Source organism: Bosea vaviloviae (assembly GCF_001741865.1).
Classification (GTDB): Bacteria; Pseudomonadota; Alphaproteobacteria; order Rhizobiales; family Beijerinckiaceae; genus Allobosea; species Allobosea vaviloviae.
Window position 1 is genome coordinate 5373155 of record NZ_CP017147.1, and the last position, 16660, is coordinate 5389814.

Consider the following 16660-nt stretch of genomic DNA (forward strand, 5'->3'; position numbering starts at 1 on the left):
GCGCTGACGGATGAGGGAAGAGCCTCAACCTAGAACAAGAAAGGGCCGCTTGCGCGCCCCTTCCCTCAGCCGCCTGCTGCGCAGGCACCTTCTCCCCCATCAAAGTCGGCTATTGCCGACTTTGACACTTTGGGTTGCCCATCTCGGGCAAGCCCGAGATGGGTGGGAGAAGGACAAGACCTAAGCCGCCAGCCCACGCTTCTCCAGCAGCGCGTCCGGCGTCGGCAGGCGGCCCCTGAACAGCGTATAGGCTTCGGCCGGGTCGCGCGTGTCGCCGGCCGAATAGATGTAGCGCTTCAGCTTGGCCGCGACCTCGGGCGCGAAGACGTCGCCCGCCTCGATGAAGGCGTTGAAGGCGTCGGCATCCATCACCTCGGACCAGAGATAGCTGTAATAGCCGGCCGAATAGCCGTCGCCGGAGAAGACATGGGTGAAATGCGGCGTGCGATGGCGCATGATGATCTCAGCCGGCATGCCGATCCGCGCAAGCTCCGCCGCCTCGAAAGCAAGCGGATCGATCTCAGCCGTGCCCTCCAGCGAATGGAAGGCGAGATCGACCAGCGCCGAGGAGGTATACTCCACCGAGGAGAAGCCCTGATTGAAGGTCTGCGCCGTCTTGATCTTGTCGATCAGCGCCTTGGGGATCGGTTCGCCGGTCTCGGCATGCAGGCAATAGGCCTGCATCACCTCTGATGTCAGGAACCAGTGCTCATAGAGCTGCGAGGGCAGTTCGACGAAATCGCGCGAGACCGAAGTGCCGGCGAGCGAGCCGTAGCGCACATCCGACAGCAAACCATGCAAGGCATGGCCGAATTCGTGGAACAGCGTGCGCGCATCGTCGATCGAGAGCAGCGCCGGCTTGCCCTCCGCGGGTTTGGCGAAGTTGCAGACATTGACGATGATCGGCCGGACCTCGCCGTCGAAATTGCGTTGGCCGCGATAGGCGCTCATCCAGGCGCCGGAGCGCTTCGAGGCGCGGGCGAAATAATCGCCGAGGAACAGGCCGATATGCCGACCGCTCGCCGCCTCCTTGACCTCCCAGATCCGCACATCCCGGTGATAGCCCTTGAGCTCGGGCTTCGCCTCGAAGGCAAGCCCGAACAGCTTGCCGGCGACATCGAAGGCAGCAGCGATAATTCGGTCGAGCTGGAGATAGGGCTTCAGCACCGCCTCATCGAGCGCATAGGTCTGCTGGCGCACCTTCTCGGCATAATGGCGCCAGTCCCAGGGGCGGATCGGTCCGTTCTCGCCCTCGCTCTGCGCCAGCGCGGCGAGATCGGCGGCCTCCTGCGCGGCGCGCGCCTTGGCCGGTTTCCAGACCAGTTCGAGCAGATCGCGGACATGGCTGGGCGTCTTCGCCATGGAATCGTCGAGCTTGAAATGCGCGAAGGTCGGAAAGCCGAGCAGCTTCGCCTTCTCGGCCCGAAGCTTCACCATCTCGGCGACGATGGCGCGGTTGTCGGTTTCGCCGCCATTCTCGCCGCGCTTGCTCCAGGCGATGAAGGCCTCCTCGCGCAGATCGCGCCGCGTCGAGAAGGTCAGGAAGGGCTCGATGATCGAGCGCGACAACGTCACCGCATGCTTGCCGTCATGACCGCGGTCAGTGGCGGCCCGCGCCATCGCGGCGATCAGGAAGGCCGGCAGGCCGGCGAGCCCCGCCTCGTCCTCGATGATCAGCGCATAGCTCGATTCGTCCTTCAGCACGTTCTGGCTGAACTGCGTGCCGAGCCCCGCAAGGCGTTCGTTGATCGCGGCGAGCCGCGTCTTCTCCTCCGGGCCGAGCTGCGCGCCCGAACGGATGAAGCCGCGATGCGTCCGCTCCAGGAGCCGTGCCTGCTCGGCGTCGAGGCCGAGCGTCTCGCGCCGGGCGAACACCGCAGCGACGCGGGCAAACAGCGCGGGATCCATCATGATCGCCGACCAGTGCCGCGAGGTGAGCGGCGACATCTCGCGCTCGATCGCCTGCAGCGCCTCGTTGGTGTCGGCCCCGGTGAGATTGTAGAACACGCCGCCGACGCGGCTGAGCGCCCTGCCCGCGCGCTCCAGCGCCTCGATGGTGTTGGCGAAGTCCGGCGCGGCGGCCTCAGTGGTCAGCGCGTCGATCTCGAATCTGTGCTTGGCGAGCGCCGCTTCAAAAGCCGGGCGGATATGCTCGGGCGTGATCGCGGCGAAAGGCGGCAGGCCGAAGGGCGTGTCCCAGGGACGCGAAAACGGATTGTTGGCGGGCAGCGGCAAGGCTTCGGGGGAAAGAGTGGCTTCGGGGGCAAGCGTCATCGGGGCATCCGGTTGAATTGAGGGCGCGAAACTCGGGCGCACAGGACTCGAAGGATCAGTCTTGCCGCCAGATATGGGCGAGATAAGGCCGCATGAAGTGTGGCATGTCGAGGCACTCGGCATCCTCGGGGCCGCGGACGATAGCGATGTCGGCAAGCTCCGGCTCGTCCTGCGTCGCCATGCGCGCGAGCATCATTGCGCGCGCCGCCTCGGCCGGCATGGCGACCGAAACGGGCCGCATGAAGGCGATGCGCCCGGGCTGGATCACCGCCGTCCAGCTCTCCTCCACCGTGATCTCGTCAAGCGTCAGCCCGGTCTCTTCGCAGAGCTCGCGCGTCACGCTGCCGGCGAGGTCGAGCGTGCCGTCGGGCCGCGCATCCTCGCGGTCGGGCGTGCCGGCGGCGAAATAGACCTTGCCGGGATTGGCGGTGTGCCGCCCCATCACACCGCACAGGAACGCGCCATCCGCGGCGCGCAGGGCCGCCATGGCAAAGCCGTTGCGCACCACCGGACCCGGATGACCGAAATCGCGCCAGCTGATGAAAGCGGCATAATCGGTCTCGAAATAGCCGGCCCGGAAGACGCCGTCGACGATCGCCGCGCGGTGCTGCAGCATCACCTTGCCGTTGAACATCGCCGGCTTGCCGGCGCTGATACGGCCCCAATGCGCCGCGACCTCGTCGGCACGCTCCCGCGCAAAAACCCAGTCATAGGGCTCGATCAGCGCCTCCAGACCGGCAAGCTCGACAATCGCGCCATCGACGATGCCATGCTGTCCGAGCGACGTCACAGCAGCACCCCCTCGCTGACCAGTACCGCCGAGCCGCCGATGCGCGCCGAAACCAGCGCCCCGTTCTCGACCGTCAGTTCGAGCGTAATCTGCGAGGGCCGGCCCATCTCATAGCCCTGCTCGATGACGCAGCGATGCTCGCCATCAGCCGGTCTGTCGAAGGCCATGACCACGCCGGCGAAGGCGGCAGCAGCCCCACCGGTCGCGGGATCTTCGGCAATCCCAGCGCCGGGCCAGAACATGCGCGCGTGGTAGTGATGCCCCGTCTCCGTGGTCTGCCGGCAGTAGACGAAGGCGTTGGGATGCTCAGCGGGCTTCATCACCGCATCCCAGCGGGACAGGTCGAGCTTGACCCTGCCGATCGCATCGAGGCCGGCCACCGGCACGAAGGTAAAGGGTACACCGGCCGAGAACACAGCGGCACGATGCCCCTCGAACCCGATTTCGCTCTCCTGGAGCCCCAGCACAGCAGCGACCGCAGCGTTGGAGGACGCCGCCTCGATCTCCTGCGGCAGGCGCGGCATGGTGAAGACCGCACGGCCGGACCGAGGCCCGTCGACCGAGACCGCACAAGGGACGAGCCCGACCTTCTCCTCCAACACCAGGAGATCGGAGCCCTTGCCCTCGGCCGCATCGCGCAAGGCCAGCAGCACTGCGGTGCCGACGGTCGGATGTCCCGCGAAGGGCAGCTCCCGGCCGGGCGTGAAGATGCGGATCGCGGCGCGATGGCTGGCTTCGGCCGGCGGCGCCACGAACACCGTCTCCGACAGGTTGAATTCGCGCGTGATTGCCTGCATCGCCTCTGTGTCGAGCCCGTCGGAATCCAGCACCACGGCCAGCGGGTTGCCGGCATGCGCCCGGGTGGTGAAGACGTCGAGCGTGACGAAGCGGCGCTTCATGAAGACGGTCCTTCGGGAATGACGAGATCGACGGTCAGCGGGCAGTGATCGGAGGCCTTCGGCCGGTCCCAGCCGACACGCGGATAACGGTCGGCGCAGGTCGCGAGCCTCGCCATCGAGCGGTCGGGCGCGCGCGGATCGAGCGGCACGCGATAAGGCAGCCCCCGCCGGATCATCTGCATCGCGGGTTTGGGATTCGCCGCCGCCACAGCCGGCGAGAGCAGGATATGGTCGAGCGGCATGTGGCTGTCGATCAGCCTCTCCTGGCTTTCCGACCAGAAGCGTCGAAAATGCGTCCAGCGCTCATGCGCAGGCAGCGCCTCCATCGGATCGACGGCAAAATCCTCCAGCAGCGGCTCGATGCCGCTCTCACCCTCGTCGACGATCTCGGCCAAGGGGCCGAGCCCATAGCGATAGGCGTTGAGATCCCCGAGCACGATCCAGTTCGCTTCGCGCCAGCCGCCGCCGAAGCGCGTCTTGACCAGATGCTTGACCGCCCTCGCCTCGGCGCGGCGTACCGGCAGCGTCGCCTGGCGGCCGTCGTCGCGGCCATTGTTCATCGACTTCAGATGGCAGCCGAACAGGCTGAGCTTGCGACCACCGAAATCCAGCGCGACCTCCAGGCAATCGCGGGCAAAGACCTTGCCATCGGGGTCGATGCCAAGGGCTGCAAGATCGCGATCATGCACGCCAGCCTGCGCGAAGGTCAGCTCCTTATGGGAGCGCACCGTGACCGCCTGCGGCGCCAGCAGGTTGCGTCGCGCCGCGAAACCGATGTCGATATCGCGCCGGTCATTGCCGTCGATCAGCGCGAAATGGCCATAGCGATGGTCGGAGCTGCGATGAACGTAATTGGCGAAGAAGGCTTGCAGGCTGGCGAGTGAATCGACCTCCTGCAGCATCCACAGATCGGCCTGCGCCTCGGCGATGGCGAGCGCAGTCATCTGGCGCTTGTCGTCCTCCAGCGCGACCGCCAGCGAGCGCTCGACCGCGTCGCGTTCGTCCGCGCGCGGAAAATGGAACAGCGACATCGCCGCATCGGTCTCGAACCGCCCGCTCGGCCCGAAGCGATGCCGCGTCAGCAGGTTCTCGACATTGAAGGTGCCGATGCGCAGCTTCATGCCGGTTCAGATCGCCTCCGGTACGAACTGGTGCGACGGCGTCACGAACTCGTCCTGCGCGGCAACCATCAGGATCTCGCGCGAACCCGCCTCCTTGGTCCGCTTCAGCAGGCCGTAGACCGAGGCCGAGGCCTTGGCGAGCGCCGCCGCTGCCGATCCCTCGCGCAGATAATGGGTGAAGAACAGTGCCGCGATGGCGTCGCCGGCGCCATTGAGGCTGACATCGAGCTTCGGTGTGCGCACGCGCCAGGCCCCCTTGGCGTCGGAGGCCATCATGTCGATGGCGTCGTCGGGGGTTTCGTTGGTTGAGAGCGACGTCACCATTACGACCTTCGGCCCGGTGTCGCGCAACGCCTCGATCGCGCGATGCGCATCGGCAATGGTCTTGACCTCGATATCGGTCAGCAATTCCAGCTCGAATTGGTTGGGCGTCACGATATCGGCCGCCGGCACCGCCTGCTCGCGCATGAATTCGGGGATGCCCGGCCGTACGAAGATCCCGCGCCCGACATCGCCGCTAACGGGGTCGCAGCAATAGAGCGCCTTGGGGTTGGCCGCGCGCACGCGCTCCACTGCAGAGAGGATGGCATGCCCAACATCGGCCGAGCCCATATAGCCGGAGAGCACACCGTCGCAGGACGGCAGCACGCCACGCTCGGCAATGCCTTCCATCACCTCGTCGATCATGCCGCCGTCGAAGACGCGGCCCTTCCAGGCGCCATAACCGGTGTGATTGGAGAACTGGACGGTGTGGATCGGCCAGACCTCGACGCCCAGGCGCTGCATCGGGAACACGGCGGAGGCATTGCCGACATGGCCATAGGCGACATGCGACTGGATCGAGAGGATGTTCATACGGATCTCACGCTGCGGCCACGATCTCGATCTCGACGAGCCAGTCGTCCTGCAGGAGCCCGGCGACCATCGTCGTCACGGCAGGTTTATGGTCGCCGAGCACTGCTTGTCGATAGGCAGTCGCGGGTCCGCGCAAGGAACGGTCGGCGAGGAAGGTCGTCACCTTGACGATATTGCCCACGGTCATTCCGGCTTCGGCGAGGATCGCCTTGAGGTTATCCCAGGCGGTTTCGAGCTGTGCCTCGATCCCATCAGGCGCATGGCCCTCCCGGTCGAGCCCCATGGTGCCGCTGCTGAATAGGAAACGCGTCGGCTGGACGACCTCCAGGCCATGACAATAGGGACCGACCGGAGCAAACATCGCAGGAGGATTATGAGCTTTTAGCATGGCAGCCTCGCGCATGAGAAAGGGCGCCGCAGCCTAGGCCGGGCGCCCTCCAGGAGACCAATTGAAAGTGGTTAGGGAACCGATCAGGAGCCGGAAGCCGCCTTCTTCGCGAAGCTATCGATGAAGGTCTTCTTCAAATCGACATTCGACGACGCCAGTTCCGGGTCGAGCAGCTTCAGCGCGTCATAGACGCTCTGCTGGCCTTCGGGCGGCGAGATGCCGGTGCGGGAATAGCTCTCCTGCGAATTCTTGACCGCGCGCAGATAGAGCGGCTTGTCGCCGAGCAGATATTCCGGCGGCACGAGATCGGCGACATCCTCGGGCTTGGCCGTCTCCAGCCATTTCAGCGCCTTGACGAAGGCGTTGACGAGTTTTTGCGTCGTCACCGGGTTCTTCTCGGCGAATTCGCCCTTGAGATAGAGCACGGCCGCTGGATTCGAGCCGCCGAAGAGCGCCCGTGTGCCGGCCTCGGTGCGGGTGTCGATCAGCGTGACGATGTCGCCATCGGCTTCGAGCTTCGAGGTCACGGGATCGAGATGCGAGATGATGTCGACCTGGCCCTGCTTGATCGCGGCGACCGCGCTCGCGCCAGCACCGATACCGATGATCGGCGCATCCGTCGCCTTCAGCCCGGCCTTGACCATGGCGTATTGCGCGGTCAGCGCCGTCGAGGAGCCCGGTGCGGTGACGCCGATCTTCAACCCCTTGAAGTCGGCCGCCGATTTTACCTTGCCGGCGAGCTCCTTGCGCACGGCGATGGTGATCGCCGGGAAGCGCCCGAGCTCGACCACGGCGCGCACATCCTGGCCCTTGGCCTGCATCCGGATGGTGTGCTCATAGGCGCCGGTGACGACATCGACGGAACCGCCGACCAAGGCCTGCAGCGATTTCGCACCGCCGCCGAAATCATTGATCTCGACCTCGAGTCCCTGCTCCTTGAAGAAGCCCTTCTTCTCGGCGACCGTCAGCGGGAGGTAATAGAGCAATTGCTTGCCGCCGACGCCGAGCGTCAGCTTGGGTTTTTCGGCGTTCTGGGCCAGTGCGGCCGGGGTAAAGCCCGGAACGCTCCAGGCCGCCAGCGCGACGCCGGCCGCCATGATCAGATCTCTGCGGTTCATCGGGTTTCCTTCCCTGAGGATGCTTTGCTTTGAAAGCCTTGTTGGGAAGCAGTTCTAGATTAGTCGCAGGCCTCGCGCCAACCCCGCCTTGAGTCAAAGGGCGAGCCAGCGCGCCCTCAATCGATCTCAGCGGAAGACATGGCTGGCATAGAGCGCGACGCCAAAGCAGGCGATCGCCGCACCAAACAGCAGCCAGCTCGTCCCGGTCGGGTTTTCCAGCGCAGCCTGCGACGGGTTGGCGGGGTCGTAATGCACCTCGACCGTCGCCCCGACAGGATAGCGCGCGGCGACCTTGTCGGCGGCGCTGCGCGAGCCGGAAGTAGTCAGGCCGAGCGCGATCTGACGGGAGCTAAAGTGGAGACCGCCGACCTCGTAGCGGAACTCGACGACCGCGGCATAGCTCCTGCGGTTCGGGCCGTCGCCGCTGGCCGCGCGCTGCTCGACGCGGCTCACCGTGACCCGCCCCGGCACGACCGGCCAAGCATTGGCGCGCATCAGATAGCGGCGATAGCCGACGAAGAACAGCAGCGTCACGAGGCCGAAGCCGATCGCGCACAGCATCACCGGAACCTCGGCGCGGGGCATGCTGGTCTGCAGCTCCTGTACGCCTCCCGTCGCCAGCCAGTAGCCGCCCGCGCCGAGCACGGCGAGCACGGCAAGCCCGGGCGCACAGCCGGCGAGCGCAGCCTTCTGCGCCGCGGGCGTCGGCGCCGACGCGACCGGGGGCGCCGGATCGGAGCCGGGCGCCGCCGGCGCACCGACCACGAGGCCACGCTCCAGCACGCAGTCCGTCGGGTCGTTGGGGTCGTAATGCACCGTCACCGTGGACCCGACCGGGTAGCGCCTCACCGCCTCCTCAGCGAACCGGCCGCTGATGTCGCCGAGGCTGACCCGGTTGCCCTGATAGCTCTGCCCCGCGACGGAGAACGCATAGGCCACGTCCGGCACGTTGACCGCCGTCCCGATCTCGTTGCCCTCGGGCGGTCGCCGCACGCTCAAGCTCGACCGCGTGATCCGGCCCTGTACCTGCAGCCAGGCTTTAGCCCGATGCATCTTGATCGCGACATTGGCGACCATGGCGCCGACCATGGCGACCACGGGCAACGAGAACAGCGCGACGACGCCAGCCGTGGTGTCGAGAAAGGGCAGCCAGTCGCGCGGCAGGTTGGACACCGCCACGGCGAGGACGACAGACGCCACGACAGCGGCAATCGCCCAGGCCGGCGGCTGTCCGGAAGCCTCGGCGGTCTTCGAGGGCGACGGCGCACGCACCCAGTCATGGTTTCCGCGCCAATGCTTGTCACCGCTCAGACAGGCGAGCAGGAGCGTCTTCAGGGCCTGGGCATCGACCAGAGCGGCCGCGTCGAATTTGGTGATCCCATCATGGCGGGTCAGCCGAAACGAGCCGTCATCCTGCCGGAGGGCTTCGACATAGCCGTCATCGTCCAGAAGGGTAATGCAGCTTTCGGGGTCGCTGCCGGCGACCTCGATGGCTGCGACGATGTCGGCCGGTGTCGGCGCCTCGGTGATGCAGCCGTTGACGTCGAGTTCCATGCCCTATCTCCGCCTTCGCGGAGACGAGCATGAGCCTGCGATCGCCGGCGATCAAGCGGAGATGACGCTACGTCGTCGTGGTCGAGTTCTGCCCCGGCCGCCAGACCAGCAAGCGCTTCTCCACCATGGTGACAACTGCGTCGATCGCGATCACGAAGATCGCCAGGATCAGCATGCCGGAGAACACCCCGGTGACGTCGAAGACGCTCTCGGCTTCATGGATCTTGTAGCCGAGCCCGGCCGAGGAGCCGAGATATTCGCCGACCACCGCTCCCACCAGCGCAAAGCCCACCGACGTGTGCAGCGAGGAGAACATCCAGGTCAGCGCCGAGGGCCAATAGACATGGCGAAAGAGCTGACGCTCGTTCATGCCGAGCATGCGGGCGTTCGCCAGCACGGTCGGCGAAACCTCGCGCACGCCCTGGTAGACGTTGAAGAAGACGATGAAGAAGACCAGCGTGAAGCCGAGCGCCACCTTCGACCAGATGCCGAGCCCGAACCAGAGTGCGAAGATCGGCGCCAGCACGACACGCGGCAAGGCGTTCGCCGCCTTGATATAGGGGTCGAAGACCGCAGCCAGCAATTCCTGCCGGGCGAAGGTGAAGCCGAAGACAATGCCCGCGGCCGAGCCGATGACGAAGGCGAGCACGGTCTCGGTCAGCGTGATGCCGAGATGCCAGTAGATGTCGGGTCCGATCAACTGGTTGAAGGTCCGCCCCAGCACGGCGGCCGGCGTCGAGAAGAAGAACTGGATCGTCTTGACCTCGCCGAAGAGCGGATAGGCGGTGACGACGTGCCAGATCAGCAGGAAGACGACCATCACCAGCGCCTGCAGGCCAAGCAACTTGGCACGGTTCATGGCGAGGCTCCTTCGACCAGCTCTTTGTCCTCGACCAGTTCCCGGCCATCGCCCATCGCATAGGCCTTCTGAACCTCGACCCTGAGCGAGGCCCAGATGTCGCGATGGATCTCGTGGAAGGCTTTTTCCAGCCGGATCTCGGCGATGTCGCGCGGGCGCGGCAGCGGCACGCGGTAATCGGCGACAATGCCGGCGGCAGGCCCCGCCGACATCACAACGACGCGGTCGGAGAGCGAGATCGCCTCCTCCAGATCATGCGTCACGAAGATCAGCGCCTTGCGGTCCTTCGACCAGAGATCGAGCAGGAGATTGCCCATGATCTGCCGGGTCTGCGCGTCGAGCGGGCCGAAAGGCTCGTCCATCAGCAGGATTTCCGGATCGCGGATCAACATCTGCGCGAGGCTGACGCGCTTGCGCTGGCCGCCTGAAAGCATATGCGGATAGCGATCGACGAAGGCGCGCAAGCCCACCCGGCCAAGCCATTCGCGCGCCCGGGCGTCGGCCTGCGCATCGGAAACGCCCATCGGCTCCAGCGCGACCTTGACGTTCTCGAGTGCCGTCTTCCACGGCATCAGCGCGTCGGCCTGGAAGAGATAGCCGGCCCGGCGGTTCAGGCCGGAGAGCGGCTTGCCGAAGATGCCGACCGTGCCGGCCGAAGGCACGAGCAGGCCCGCCGCCGCGTTGAGCAGGGTCGACTTGCCGCAGCCGGTCGGCCCGACGACCGAGACGAACTCGCCGGCCGCAACCGAGAGGTTGATCCCGGTGACCGCCTTGTAGCGCTTGCCGCCATCGATGTGGAAGGTGATGTCGAGCCCGCTGAGGGCGACCGCAGGCGACATCTCGCCTGCTCCCGCATCGCGCTGCGGGGGGTGGTGCGACTCCATGAAATCCGTTTCCCCGTCGGCCGGGCGCACCGATCCGCGCTCGCCGCTCATGCCTTGATCTTTGCGGCCAAGACCTTGACCTTTGCTGCTAAGACTATGCGATCCCCCGCCGAAGGCAAAGTCGTCCTTCGGCGAAGGAGGCTGCCCTTCGCTCAAGGCCAGCGGTTGCATAACCCTGCGGTAGACGCGATAAGCCGGCGCCTCCCGCCGGAAAGATCGCGCTCGCCATGGCCCAACTCGAACTCTGGATGCAAGCGCTCGTCGAGTTCATGCGGGCCCATCAGGAATGGGCGATCCCTATCGTCTTCCTGGTCGCTTTCTGTGAATGCGTCGCGGTTTTGTCCTGGCTCGTGCCGGCAACCGTGTTCTTCACCGCCTTTGGAGCCGCGGCCGGTGCGTCGGGCCTGAACCTGATCCCGCTCGCCGCCGCCGCCTCGGCCGGAGCGGGCTGCGGCTTCTGGGTCTCGTATTGGGCGGGCCTCGTGCTGGGCCCCCGCGTCGGCGACTACTGGCCGCTCAACAAGAACCCGCAATTGCTCGAGCGCGGCCATGCCTTCTTCGAAAAATGGGGCGTCGCCAGCATCCTGATCGGCCATTTCTTCGGGCCGCTGCGCGCCGTGATCGCGATCGTCGCCGGCATCGTGCAGATGCCCTTCTGGCCTTTCCAGATCGCCAACTGGATCGCCTCGACCGTCTGGGGTTTCGCGCTGCTTTACGGCGCCGGGCGCCTCGCCGAATTGATGACGCATTAGCGCAGGCGCCGGTTTCCCTCGATCGGAAACCCGCCGCCGAAACACTGCAATTGGCTGAATGCGCCATTCAGCGCGGGTTCACGCCGCCCGGCGCGATATGGCGGCGTCACGTCGGCGCCCGTCACCAAGCGGTTCGACGCTGCCGTGACACGCTGGACCGGCCTCAAGCCGGCAGCGTCGTCTGGCGAAGGGCCCGGCCTCCGTCAGATGCGACAATCCGGGCCGAACACTGAGGTCCATGACATGACGATCTCCCGTTTCCTGATCCCCCTCGCCGCGCTCGCTTTGACCGCCGGCCAGGGTTTCGCGCAGACAGCGACGCAGCCCGCGACGCCTGCAAAGCCGACCGCTCCGGTCACCACCCCGGCGGCTCCCGCGGCTCAGCCCGCCAAGCCGATAGCGACGCAGCCCGCCCAGACCAAGAAGATCAACATCAACACGGCGACCGCCACCGAACTCGACACGCTGAAAGGCATCGGCGAGGCCCGCTCCAAGAAGATCATCGAGGAGCGCGCGAAGACGAAGTTCAAGGACTTCGCCGATCTGGTGAAGCGCAACGTGCTGCCCGCCAATGTCGAAGCCGACATCAAGGACAAGATCACCTTCTGAACGTCATCTGCTGAACCGGCCTCCGCGCCGGTTCGACGGCGAGACGCAGCGAGGCCCGGCGGACCACCGCCGGGCCGTTTTAGAGCGATTTCCGATCCAACAGAATCCTTCAACAGCAGCTGGCTGTTTGTTAAACGCGTTTTCTTCACGCGAACGGGTAATCCACTTCGCCGAAAAACGCTCGCGCGTCCGGCTAGGCGGTCAGCTCCGGATCAAGCCGGCGATGACCGCCGCCATCAGGCCGAAGCACAGCCCCAGCACGATGCGCGTGAGGGTCTGCGAGTCGAGCAGCTTCAGAACCGTCATGTCACCCTCCTCCGTGATGTCGAAAATCCTGCATGTCGAAATCCTGCATGTCGAAATTCTTGGCCTCGCGAAGGCCGTGAGCCTTGTGGCTCAACTCGGAAACGCTCCGACGAGAATGCCCGCTATGGCGGTCAGGATCAGCGCAACGGCGAGCACCAACAGGACAGGCTTGCCGAGGAAACCCTGACGCGCCTCGACGGGCGTCTCGATTGCGGGATCGGCATCGGAATGGTCGTCGGCCCGCATCGGCGGAATTCGGTCGCCATGCTGCAGCCCTTCGGATTGCGCCTTGGCGCGTTCCTCTGTCTGGGTCGTCATCTGAGCCTCCTTCCCCAGCCGCAATTGTCGCGGACGGATCAATCGGGCAGCAGGCCGACAAAGGTGTTGGCGAGCAGCGCCACCACGAGGCCGCCCAGAAGCGCGATCAGCAACGGCCAATTCGGGCCGCCCTCCTGCTGAAGGACATCGCCAGGATCGGCCTCGGTCTCGTGCGCCGACCGGTCGCGCTCGTGGACGGCCCGTTCGCTGGAATCCCGTTCCCGTGCCATGCCCGTGCCCCGGTTGATCCTGCTAGCCATGGAAACGCACTAAGCGCGCCTCGGTTCCGCCCAATATGGCGAACCGTGCTCTGGAACGAGAAAGGCGGGCGCATCGCTGCGCCCGCCTCTTTTGAAAATCAGGATTATCTTAACCTTACCAAAACCTTGCACCGAGAAGCGGAATCAAGCCGACAAGCAGTTGAATCAGCATCTCAGCCACTGGCAGGCGCCAGATCAGGTCTTGGCCCTGTCGACGCGAGCCTTCGCCTTGATCCCAAAGGCCCGGCGCGAGCCGGGCCGTCGCGGAAGAAGAGGATCAGTTCTTGGTCTTGTCGACCAGGGCCTTGGCCTTGATTCCAAAGGCCAGGCGTGAGTCGGGCCGTCGCAGCGGAAAACTGGATCAGTTCTTGGTCTTGTCGACGAGAGCCTTCGCCTTGATCCAGGGCATCATGTCGCGCAGCTTGGCACCGACTTCCTCGATCGGGTGGGCGGCCATGCGGGCGCGGGTCGCCTTGAACGAGGTCTGGTTGACCTTGTTCTCCAGCATCCAGTCGCGGGTGAACTTGCCCGACTGGATGTCGGTCAGCACGCGCTTCATCTCGGCCTTGGTCTCAGGCGTGATGATGCGCGGGCCGGTGACGTACTCGCCATACTCGGCCGTGTTCGAGATCGAGTAGTTCATGTTCGCGATGCCGCCCTCATAGATCAGGTCGACGATCAGCTTCACCTCGTGGAGGCACTCGAAATAGGCCATCTCGGGAGCATAGCCGGCCTCGGTCAGCGTCTCGTAGCCGGCCTTGATCAACTCGACGATGCCGCCGCAGAGCACGACCTGCTCGCCGAAGAGATCGGTCTCGCACTCTTCCTTGAAGGTGGTTTCGATGATGCCGGCGCGACCGCCTCCATTGGCGCTGGCGTAGCTGAGGCCGAGGTCATGGGCGTTGCCGGTCGCGTCCTGGTGGATCGCGATGAGGGTCGGCACGCCGCCGCCGCGCTGATATTCCGAACGCACCGTGTGGCCGGGCCCCTTGGGGGCGACCATCAGCACGTCGAGGTCCTTGCGCGGCTCGATCAGGTTGAAATGGACGTTGAGGCCATGCGCGAAGAGGAGCGCGGAGCCCTCCTTCATGTTGGCGTGCAGTTCGTCGCGATAGATGTCGCCCTGCAATTCGTCGGGAGTCAGCATCATCATGATGTCGGAAACCTTGGCGGCCTCGGTCGGCGTCATCACCTTGAAGCCCGCCTCTTCGGCCTTCTTGCGCGTTGCCGAGCCGGTCTTGAGCGCGATGATGACGTCCTTGACGCCGGAATCGCGCAGGTTCAGCGCGTGGGCATGGCCCTGCGAGCCGTAGCCCACGATGCAGACCTTCTTGCCCTTGATCAGATTAATGTCCGCATCACGATCGTAATAAACGCGCATTGGGTGTCTCCTTTTGTCACGCGTTGGTCTTATCCAGGCCCGGATCGTTTTTCGCCGTGCCGTAGAGGGTGAGAAACTGTTCGGTCGCGCGCTCCGCATCGCGCTCGATCTCGGCCTGTCCGAGTGTCAGCGCATCGCCCAGCAACAGCCGGATCTGCACGTCGCGGCCGACAAGGCCGAGGAAACTGCGAAACGCCGTCTCAGTGTCGTCATAGGCCAGGAGACCGGCCTCGCGCCCGGCATCGAGGACCGGCTTCAGACGCTCGCCGATCGCAAAGCGCCCATTGGCCAGCACGATGGCGCCGAGATTGCCGGCGTGCGAGCCCGCCTGGCTGATCGCGATGCGGTTCAGGGCGACCGAGGTCGAGCTCGAGATCACGCCGAGCCAGTTCGCGGCGAAGCGCGTCAGGCTGTCGCGCAGGCCAAGCGCGTTGAGCGTCTGCCGGTCGTAATTGCCCGCTCGAACTTTTGATGCCTGCCACTGCACGGTCGCCGTCAGCAAACCATCACGGTCCCCGAACCATTTGTAGAGCGTTTCCTTCGAGCAGCTCGCGCGGCGGGCAACCGCCGTCATGGTCAGGTGATCGCCCTTCTCCACCATCAGCCCCAGCACGGCGTCGAGCACGGCCTGCTGGCGCGCGGTCGGACCTTCCTGCTGTGCGTCGATGGGAGTGGCCATGAAAGGAGCCGCAGTTGCGTACCGTACGTTACGGTTCTGCCGTCTACAGGAGCGCGCGCCGCGATGCAAGCGGCTTGGTTCACCGCCGCGGAATTTCCTTGGCCGCGCGCGGGACCCAGGCTACCCGTCCCGCCAAGAGCCTTCGCCGACCAAGAGCTTTCGCCTGATTTTGGGAGACGCCCGTGAACCTGTCCTCCGCAGCGGAGATTGTCGCCTTCTGGCGCGAAGCCGGTCCGGATAAATGGTTTTCCAAGGACGCGGCCTTCGACGCCGAAATCCGGCGGCGCTTCCTGGCGACGCATGAGGCTGCGGCGGCCGGCAAGCTGACCGATTGGGAGGCGACGCCTGAAGGCGTCTACGCATTGCTGATCTTGCTCGACCAGTTTCCGCGCAATCTTTTCCGCGGCAGCCCGCGCGCCTTTGCCACCGACGCCATGGCGCTCGGCATCGCCGAGCGCGCGGTCGCCAGGGGCTTCGACCGCGCCTTCGCGCCGCCCGAGAGCCGCTTTATCTACATGCCGTTCATGCATGCCGAGGATCTCGGACATCAGGAGCGCTGCATTGCGCTCTGCGCGGCGTCGGACGATCCCGACGGCGTGAAATTCGCCGAGATCCACCGCGACATCATCCGCGATTTCGGCCGCTTTCCGCACCGCAACCCGGTGCTGGGACGGCCGACGACGGCGGACGAACAGGCCTTCCTCACTGAAGGCGGCTTCAGCGGCTGAAGCCGGCATCACACCAGCCGCAGCACGCCAGAGCGTTTTCGAGCGAAGCGGACACCGGTTCGCGTGAACGCGATCAGGCTGCGGCGGCCTCCCGATGGGCCTGCGCCAATTCGGCAAGGCTCTTGAAGTGGAAGTTCACCTTCGGCAGGTGTTCAGGCAGCGGGGTCGCGCCACTGCCTGCCTTGCCGAAGCGCCGGTCGATCCAGGCGCAAGCCAGCCCCGCCTCCCTGGCCGGCACATGGTCATGATAGAGGCTTTGCGCCGTATGCAGCACCGCGCTCGGACCAAGGCCCAGATCGGCCGCGAGATGCTCGAGCAGATAGGCGAAATTGCGCGGATCGGGCTTGTACGAGCCGACATCCTCGGCGGTGTAGATGCCGTCGAAGGTCACGCCGAGTTTCCTGTTGCTGGCCGCAAAGCTCTGGCGGTCGACGTTCGACAGGATGACGAGGCGGTAGTGCCGCTTGAGATAGGCGAGCGCTTCGGCGGAGTCCGGAAAGGCCGGCCAGTCCGGCACGGACGCACCGAAGCGTTCATTCAGATCGGCATGGATGCGCACGCCGAGATCCCTGGCGAAGCGCGCATGGATCACGGAGAGCAGCGTGGAATAGCGTAGCGATGGCGTCGCCTGTTCCTGCTCGCTTTCATAGCGCCCGAAACGAGCGAGCGCCTCCTCGCGCCCCAGCTCGAGTTGCCCCGCGCTCAACAGCGGCTGCAGCGCGTTCCAGATCCCGGTTTCCCAGTCGATCAGCGTCCCATAGCAATCGAACGTCAGAACCTTGAACTCGGTCAGCTTCATCGAAAGGACTCCTCATACGACGTTATGAGGTTTGACCTTAGCGGGGCCCTGCAAGGCCGTGATGAGGCAAAGCTCCGAACGCGTTG

18 protein-coding genes are annotated in these 16660 nt (G+C 65.4%); 3 read left to right on the top strand and 15 right to left on the bottom strand.

The features are described 5' to 3' along the window. Positions 1 to 180: 180 nt before the first annotated feature. The 10 genes from BHK69_RS24730 to BHK69_RS24775 form a co-directional block, all read right to left on the bottom strand. On the bottom strand, positions 181 to 2274 hold the full coding sequence (locus tag BHK69_RS24730) for a M3 family metallopeptidase (RefSeq protein ID WP_069692425.1): 2094 nt from the start codon (positions 2272 to 2274) through the stop codon (positions 181 to 183). A 55-nt stretch (positions 2275 to 2329) separates the two neighbouring features. Then, positions 2330 to 3064 carry a hypothetical protein gene (locus BHK69_RS24735; protein ID WP_083269657.1) on the bottom strand — a complete coding sequence of 245 codons (735 nt, stop codon included), beginning with the start codon at positions 3062 to 3064 and terminating at the stop codon, positions 2330 to 2332. Then, positions 3061 to 3963, bottom strand: a complete 903-nt coding sequence (locus BHK69_RS24740) for a PhzF family phenazine biosynthesis protein (RefSeq protein WP_069692426.1) — start codon at positions 3961 to 3963, stop codon at positions 3061 to 3063. The genes BHK69_RS24735 and BHK69_RS24740 overlap by 4 nt, the downstream gene beginning before the upstream one ends. Continuing rightward, complete coding sequence (locus BHK69_RS24745) at positions 3960 to 5084, bottom strand: endonuclease/exonuclease/phosphatase family protein (protein ID WP_069692427.1); 1125 nt, start codon at positions 5082 to 5084, stop codon at positions 3960 to 3962. The genes BHK69_RS24740 and BHK69_RS24745 overlap by 4 nt, the downstream gene beginning before the upstream one ends. A 6-nt stretch (positions 5085 to 5090) precedes the next feature. Next, entirely contained in the window at positions 5091 to 5939 is an 849-nt protein-coding gene (gene pdxY, locus BHK69_RS24750) for a pyridoxal kinase PdxY (RefSeq protein WP_069692428.1), read from the bottom strand. A gap of 7 nt (positions 5940 to 5946) precedes the next feature. Continuing rightward, positions 5947 to 6327, bottom strand: a complete 381-nt coding sequence (locus tag BHK69_RS24755) for a RidA family protein (RefSeq protein WP_148663579.1) — start codon at positions 6325 to 6327, stop codon at positions 5947 to 5949. 83 nt (positions 6328 to 6410) lie between these two features. Then, positions 6411 to 7445 carry an ABC transporter substrate-binding protein gene (locus BHK69_RS24760; protein ID WP_069692430.1) on the bottom strand — a complete coding sequence of 345 codons (1035 nt, stop codon included), beginning with the start codon at positions 7443 to 7445 and terminating at the stop codon, positions 6411 to 6413. Positions 7446 to 7571: 126 nt separating this feature from the next. Continuing rightward, positions 7572 to 8999: a DUF3592 domain-containing protein gene (locus tag BHK69_RS24765; protein WP_069692431.1), complete on the bottom strand. Its 1428-nt coding sequence runs from the start codon at positions 8997 to 8999 to the stop codon at positions 7572 to 7574. A gap of 67 nt (positions 9000 to 9066) precedes the next feature. Beyond that, positions 9067 to 9858, bottom strand: coding sequence for an ABC transporter permease (locus tag BHK69_RS24770; protein ID WP_069692432.1), 792 nt, complete (start codon positions 9856 to 9858; stop codon positions 9067 to 9069). Then, positions 9855 to 10697 (bottom strand): ABC transporter ATP-binding protein, encoded by an 843-nt coding sequence (locus BHK69_RS24775; RefSeq protein WP_083269899.1) that lies wholly within the window; start codon positions 10695 to 10697, stop codon positions 9855 to 9857. Before BHK69_RS24775 ends, BHK69_RS24770 begins: the two co-directional genes overlap by 4 nt. A gap of 272 nt (positions 10698 to 10969) precedes the next feature. On the opposite strand from BHK69_RS24775, the gene BHK69_RS24780 reads away from it, so the two are divergent. Continuing rightward, entirely contained in the window at positions 10970 to 11494 is a 525-nt protein-coding gene (locus BHK69_RS24780; RefSeq protein ID WP_069692433.1) for a DedA family protein, read from the top strand. Between the two features lie 243 nt (positions 11495 to 11737). Then, positions 11738 to 12103, top strand: coding sequence for a ComEA family DNA-binding protein (locus BHK69_RS24785; protein WP_069692434.1), 366 nt, complete (start codon positions 11738 to 11740; stop codon positions 12101 to 12103). Between the two features lie 396 nt (positions 12104 to 12499). Here the strand turns inward: BHK69_RS24785 and BHK69_RS24790 are convergent, their stop codons facing one another. From BHK69_RS24790 to BHK69_RS24805, 4 genes are all read right to left on the bottom strand, one after another. After that, entirely contained in the window at positions 12500 to 12727 is a 228-nt protein-coding gene (locus BHK69_RS24790; protein WP_069692435.1) for a hypothetical protein, read from the bottom strand. A 38-nt stretch (positions 12728 to 12765) separates the two neighbouring features. After that, positions 12766 to 12957, bottom strand: coding sequence for a hypothetical protein (locus tag BHK69_RS24795; RefSeq protein WP_069692436.1), 192 nt, complete (start codon positions 12955 to 12957; stop codon positions 12766 to 12768). Between the two features lie 391 nt (positions 12958 to 13348). Then, the gene (ilvC, locus tag BHK69_RS24800; protein WP_069692437.1) at positions 13349 to 14368 is read right to left on the bottom strand and encodes a ketol-acid reductoisomerase; all 1020 of its coding nucleotides are present in this window, start codon (positions 14366 to 14368) and stop codon (positions 13349 to 13351) included. Between the two features lie 16 nt (positions 14369 to 14384). Continuing rightward, complete coding sequence (locus BHK69_RS24805) at positions 14385 to 15047, bottom strand: TetR/AcrR family transcriptional regulator C-terminal domain-containing protein (protein ID WP_069692438.1); 663 nt, start codon at positions 15045 to 15047, stop codon at positions 14385 to 14387. Between the two features lie 182 nt (positions 15048 to 15229). On the opposite strand from BHK69_RS24805, the gene BHK69_RS24810 reads away from it, so the two are divergent. Then, positions 15230 to 15775: a DUF924 family protein gene (locus tag BHK69_RS24810; protein WP_069692439.1), complete on the top strand. Its 546-nt coding sequence runs from the start codon at positions 15230 to 15232 to the stop codon at positions 15773 to 15775. 73 nt (positions 15776 to 15848) lie between these two features. On the opposite strand, the gene BHK69_RS24815 is transcribed toward BHK69_RS24810, so the two are convergent. After that, positions 15849 to 16574 carry a haloacid dehalogenase type II gene (locus tag BHK69_RS24815; protein WP_069692440.1) on the bottom strand — a complete coding sequence of 242 codons (726 nt, stop codon included), beginning with the start codon at positions 16572 to 16574 and terminating at the stop codon, positions 15849 to 15851. Positions 16575 to 16660 lie beyond the last annotated feature (86 nt).